This window comes from Oleiphilus sp. HI0125 (assembly GCF_001635355.1).
The window spans coordinates 1-4,630 of sequence record NZ_LWGF01000658.1; the positions used below are offsets into that span (position 1 = coordinate 1).

General features: G+C 42.5%; 6 protein-coding genes. 4 read left to right on the top strand and 2 right to left on the bottom strand.

Translation table 11 applies throughout. The features are described 5' to 3' along the window. On the bottom strand, nucleotides 1–562 hold a 562-nt coding region (locus A3762_RS09025), incomplete at its 3' end, for a pyrimidine/purine nucleosidase domain-containing protein (protein ID WP_156493350.1). Between the two features lie 140 nt (nucleotides 563–702). Here A3762_RS09025 and thiI point away from each other — a divergent pair. Next, nucleotides 703–2,166, top strand: a complete 1,464-nt coding sequence (gene thiI / locus A3762_RS09030; protein ID WP_068755025.1) for a tRNA uracil 4-sulfurtransferase ThiI — start codon at nucleotides 703–705, stop codon at nucleotides 2,164–2,166. On the opposite strand, the gene A3762_RS09035 is transcribed toward thiI, so the two are convergent. Continuing rightward, nucleotides 2,163–2,954: a carboxylesterase gene (locus A3762_RS09035; protein WP_068755027.1), complete on the bottom strand. Its 792-nt coding sequence runs from the start codon at nucleotides 2,952–2,954 to the stop codon at nucleotides 2,163–2,165. The two genes, thiI and A3762_RS09035, sit on opposite strands and share 4 nt — an antisense overlap. Before the next feature lie 202 nt (nucleotides 2,955–3,156). On the opposite strand from A3762_RS09035, the gene A3762_RS09040 reads away from it, so the two are divergent. The 3 genes from A3762_RS09040 to A3762_RS09050 form a co-directional block, all read left to right on the top strand. Then, complete coding sequence (locus A3762_RS09040; RefSeq protein WP_068476000.1) at nucleotides 3,157–3,414, top strand: DUF2282 domain-containing protein; 258 nt, start codon at nucleotides 3,157–3,159, stop codon at nucleotides 3,412–3,414. A gap of 28 nt (nucleotides 3,415–3,442) precedes the next feature. Next, nucleotides 3,443–4,309: a DUF692 domain-containing protein gene (locus A3762_RS09045; RefSeq protein WP_068755029.1), complete on the top strand. Its 867-nt coding sequence runs from the start codon at nucleotides 3,443–3,445 to the stop codon at nucleotides 4,307–4,309. Further along, on the top strand, nucleotides 4,299–4,630 hold a 332-nt coding region (locus tag A3762_RS09050; protein WP_197469161.1), incomplete at its 3' end, for a DNA-binding domain-containing protein. The genes A3762_RS09045 and A3762_RS09050, both read left to right, overlap by 11 nt.

Genomic DNA, 4,630 nt, shown 5'->3' on the forward strand with positions numbered 1-4,630 from the left:
CACAGCCGGTACAGATATTCAATGCACGTAAACCAAGCTGATAGCCAACTTCTTTCGTGTATTCGTATTCGTTACGTTTGATTGAGTGACCACCCCAGCACACAACAATATCTGTCTCACAGTTTGTTTTAAGCAGGTTTGCATTACGTAATAAATGGAAAATAAAGTTCGTAACTTGCTCTGAAGACTTAAGGTTCAAGCTCGTGTTTTTCATCATGACACTGTCTGTGTAAATGATGTCTCTCACCACTGAGAACAAGTGATTATTGATACCTTGAATCATATAGCCATCAACGAAGGCGCTTTCAGGCGCGTTCTTAATATCGAGTTTTATGCCTCGAGGTTGTTGAATGACGTTAATTTCGAAGTCTTTGTATTTTTCTAAGAGACTTTCACCATCATCACTTAAGGATCCACAGTTCAACACAGCGAGTGCGCAACGACGAAACAGCTCTTGTAGTTGTTCGTTTTTCTTGTTGCGCAGGAGATTCACTTCGTGTCGAGACAATATGTCCATATTGCCTTTAGGTGTGACGCGAGCATTAATACCGTTGTTGTTCATACGCACTCTCCTTCGACGTAAGTTTTCGGCTTTCACTGTAAGTATAGTGTTGACGACAGTGAAGAACTGTAAATTGCTGCTACTTTGGCGTTGTTTTCATATAGAATACCGCGCCTAGAAATTTTGGTTTGAGAGACAGCATGAAATTTATCGTCAAACTTTTCCCTGAAATTACCATTAAAAGTAAGCCTGTTCGTAAGCGTTTGGTGCGTCAATTGCGCCAAAACGTTCAAGTTGTGTTACTGAAAGAAACTGAAGGGGCTAAGGTTCAGGAGTTCTGGGATAAGCTTGAAGTACGTTTATTACCTGGGTATGAAAATGATGAAGCGAAGGTCGTTGACGCTTTGCAGCGCATTCCTGGCATATCCAATGTTTTAAAAGTTGATAGCTACGAGCTAGAAGGGATTGATTCCCGTTTCGATGATATTGCTCAAATCTGTGCCGACACTTACGGGAAGCAAATCAAAGGGAAAACCTTTGTTGTTCGTGTAAAGCGTGCAGGAGAACATTCATTTGCTTCCAGTGAGCTAGAACGTTATTTGGGCGGCGCATTGCTTCGTTCATGCGAACCTGAAAGCGTTTCTCTTAAGCAGCCTGATATGACCGTAAAGTTAGAAGTTCGCGACGACACGCTGTATACCGTTTCTGAGCGCTATGAAGGCTTAGGTGGTTTTCCTATTGGCACGCAAGAGCCAGTGCTTTCGTTAATTTCTGGTGGCTTTGACTCAACCGTTTCTAGTTATTTAACAATGAAACGAGGTTTAAAAACGCATTTTTGTTTCTTTAACCTCGGCGGTGACGCGCATGAAATCGGTGTTAAGCAAGTTTCTCTGTATTTATGGGAAAAATATGGTCGCTCTCATCGAGTCCACTTTATTTCGGTGCCATTTGAAGGTGTTGTGGGTGAGATTCTCAAGCACGTTAACCATTCACATATGGGCGTGGTGCTTAAACGAATGATGGTTCGTGCTGCGCAAGAAATAGCAAAGAAAATGGATGTGACCGCGCTTGTGACAGGCGAATCAGTCGCTCAAGTTTCTAGTCAAACCGTGACAAATTTGAATGTTATTGATCGTGTATCTGAGACAGTCATTTTGCGTCCTCTGATTACGATGGATAAACTCGATATCATTCGATTGTCTGCAAAAATCGGTACCGAAGAATTCGCAAAGAATATGCCGGAGTACTGTGGTGTGATTTCGGACAAACCAACTACCTGTGCGAAGCTTGCTAAAGTAGAGGAAGAAGAAGGTAATTTTGACTTTTCTGTTTTAGATCAAGCGATTGAAGATGCGGTTGTTAGAAAGATTGACCAGGTTATGCATCAGCAGAAAAATGTGGTGGATGTTGATGTAACGACATTACCTAAAGTTGGTGATGTGGTGATTGATATTCGAGGCCCTGAAGAGGCGAATAAATCTCCGCTTACCTTGACCAACAATGAAGTCTTGCACATTCCTTTCTATGAGCTGATGAGTGAAACTGAGCGCTTAGATAAAGCAAAACGCTATTTGTTGTTCTGCGAAAAGGGAACGATGAGTCAGCTTCATGCAAGCCATTTAAAAGGGATGGACTTCGATACAGCGGTTTTTAAACTCGCTTAAACCTCTTTGTTTTTTTGGCTTTGCATACCAAGTTGCCAGCATAGCCAAACATGCATTTGTTTCGCGACCTCAAAGTGAGTGTCTTCAAGCGGGATCATGTGCCCAAACTTTTGCAAACGGTGGAAATGCCGTCCTTGACCGAGATGCCGGCTAATACGGCGAGCCGTTCTCGCTGAACTATAGCGATCTTTGGCTCCTGCTAAGGTCATAATTGGGCAGTCGATTTTCTCTCTTTCAATCTCTGAACGATTCTTCGTATCTAGATACCAAAACCACAATTCTTTAAGTGCTAAGCCTGATTCAAAACACATTTGTGAATAAGCAGCTTGCGCTTGTTTTTCAGTCATTGTGTTGAACAAATATTCGCGGGCAGATTTAAAACTAGGCTTTACCCCCTTTTGCCAGAACAAAGGCGTAGCACAAATATCTTTCAGGGCGCGAGTGGTTGGAAATGCATTACCTAGCCCTGCAGCCGCTTCTGGAGCAAGAAGAATAAGTGCATCAGGCTCAGTGCGCATAGCTAGCTGTTGTGACAGAACACATCCTGCCCCGTGACCGACGATAACAATATGATTGCTTTCTTCGGCGACCAGTCGATAGTCTTCTTCAAGTTGATCAACATAGTTTTGTAAGCTCAATTGGGCAGGGTGTTGTGCTTGATTCTTAGAGAAATGCTGAGGCAGTGCTGGGCAAATAACCCGATAACCAAGATTAGAAAAATAATCTTGGTAGTTTTCCCAAATTCTTGGCGTTGCCCACAGACCGTGCACAAAAAACAATGTTGTCATGATACTACTCCTTGAACGCGCATTTTGTTCAGAGAAGCGTTCAAATTCAAGCGTTTAAATCTTAGAAATATGGCCAGAAAAAGAGTTTTTCTAAAAATAATCAAAAAAAATATGAACTTCCAAAACCCCTACTAGTCTTTCTTTGGGACGGAAGCGCGCAGTCGTCATCAAAAATATCTAATCAAAAAAAGAGGAATAATAGATGTCAAAGGTAGCAACACTAACTAAGTCAACCATCGCTGGTCTTGTAGCAATGGGTGTAATGGGTGCAGCGTCTGATGCGGTTGCAGGAAAGCCAGGTTTTGAGAAATGCCAAGGTATTGCCAAAGCAGGTATGAATGACTGTGGTACGAGCAAGCATAGCTGTGCTGGTCAAGCAACGGTTGATGGTGACCCAGAAGAGTGGGTATATGTTCCAGAAGGAACATGTAAAAAAATCGTTGGCGGTAAAGTGAAGTAACATTTTGCAGCGTACTGGACTAAGACCAATGAACTCAGCTTCCCCTTTCTCTTCGCTTGAAGGCCTTGGTCTTGGTCTACGTTCGCAGCATTATCAAGACATACTCTCTGGACCGAATCAACCTCAATGGTTTGAAGCGCTAACAGATAACTATATGGGTGACGGAGGTTTACCTCTTCAATATCTGTCGCAAATAGCAGAACTCTTTCCCATCACTTTTCATGGTATTGGTTTATCTTTGGGTTCCTTAGACCCCTTGAACCAAGATTATCTAAAAAAACTCAAAGCGCTTGTTGATCGTTTTCAGCCAGCACTTGTTTCTGATCATTTATGTTGGACGAGCGCATCAGGTCTTCACGGGCATGATCTTTTTCCAATGCCTTATACAGAGCTTGCGGCAAAACATATTGCTGAGCGTATTGAGCAAGTCCAGGAATACTTAGGTCGCCAAATACTGATCGAGAATGTTTCCAGCTATCTTGAGTTTAAAGACAGTTATTTGAGTGAAGTTGATTTCTTGTGCGAAGTACTTGAGCGCGCAGACTGTTTGTTGCTGTGCGATATCAACAATATCTACGTGAGTGCTCAGAATCATCAGTTTGATGCTAAAGATTATTTGGCGCGACTATCGGCAGATCGCGTGAAGGAATTACACCTAGCAGGGTTTGAAGACCAGGGTACACATTTACTTGATACACATGGCGCCCCAGTACATGACGATGTTTGGAAGCTTTATGAAGAGGCGCTCAAGCGCTTTGGCTCTGTGCCTACATTGATTGAATGGGATACAGACATCCCAGAATACTCAGTGTTATTGAAAGAGTTAAGTAAAGCGAGACAGTATTGGGAACAGCATAATCATCACATCAAAGATCGGGCTGATTATGTCGCCTAAACCTGAAAGTAATGCGTTAAATGCATTACAAGATAAGTTTATTCATGGACTCTATCAGGGCGAAATCGCAAACGTAGAAGCCTTGATTTGCGATTCAAATAAACTGTCAGCCACACAGCATTTTGATATTTACCATGGCAGCATGCTCGGTAATTTCACTGCGTCATTACGTGCGGTTTTTCCGAGAGTGTTGGCAGCACTTGGTGATCAGTTTTTTGATGCCTTAGCGCGTCAATATATTAAAAATCACCCATCCAAAACGCCTAGTTTGGATGATTTTGGGGAAGGCTTTCCATGCTTTTGTGAAGGCTTCAAACCCTT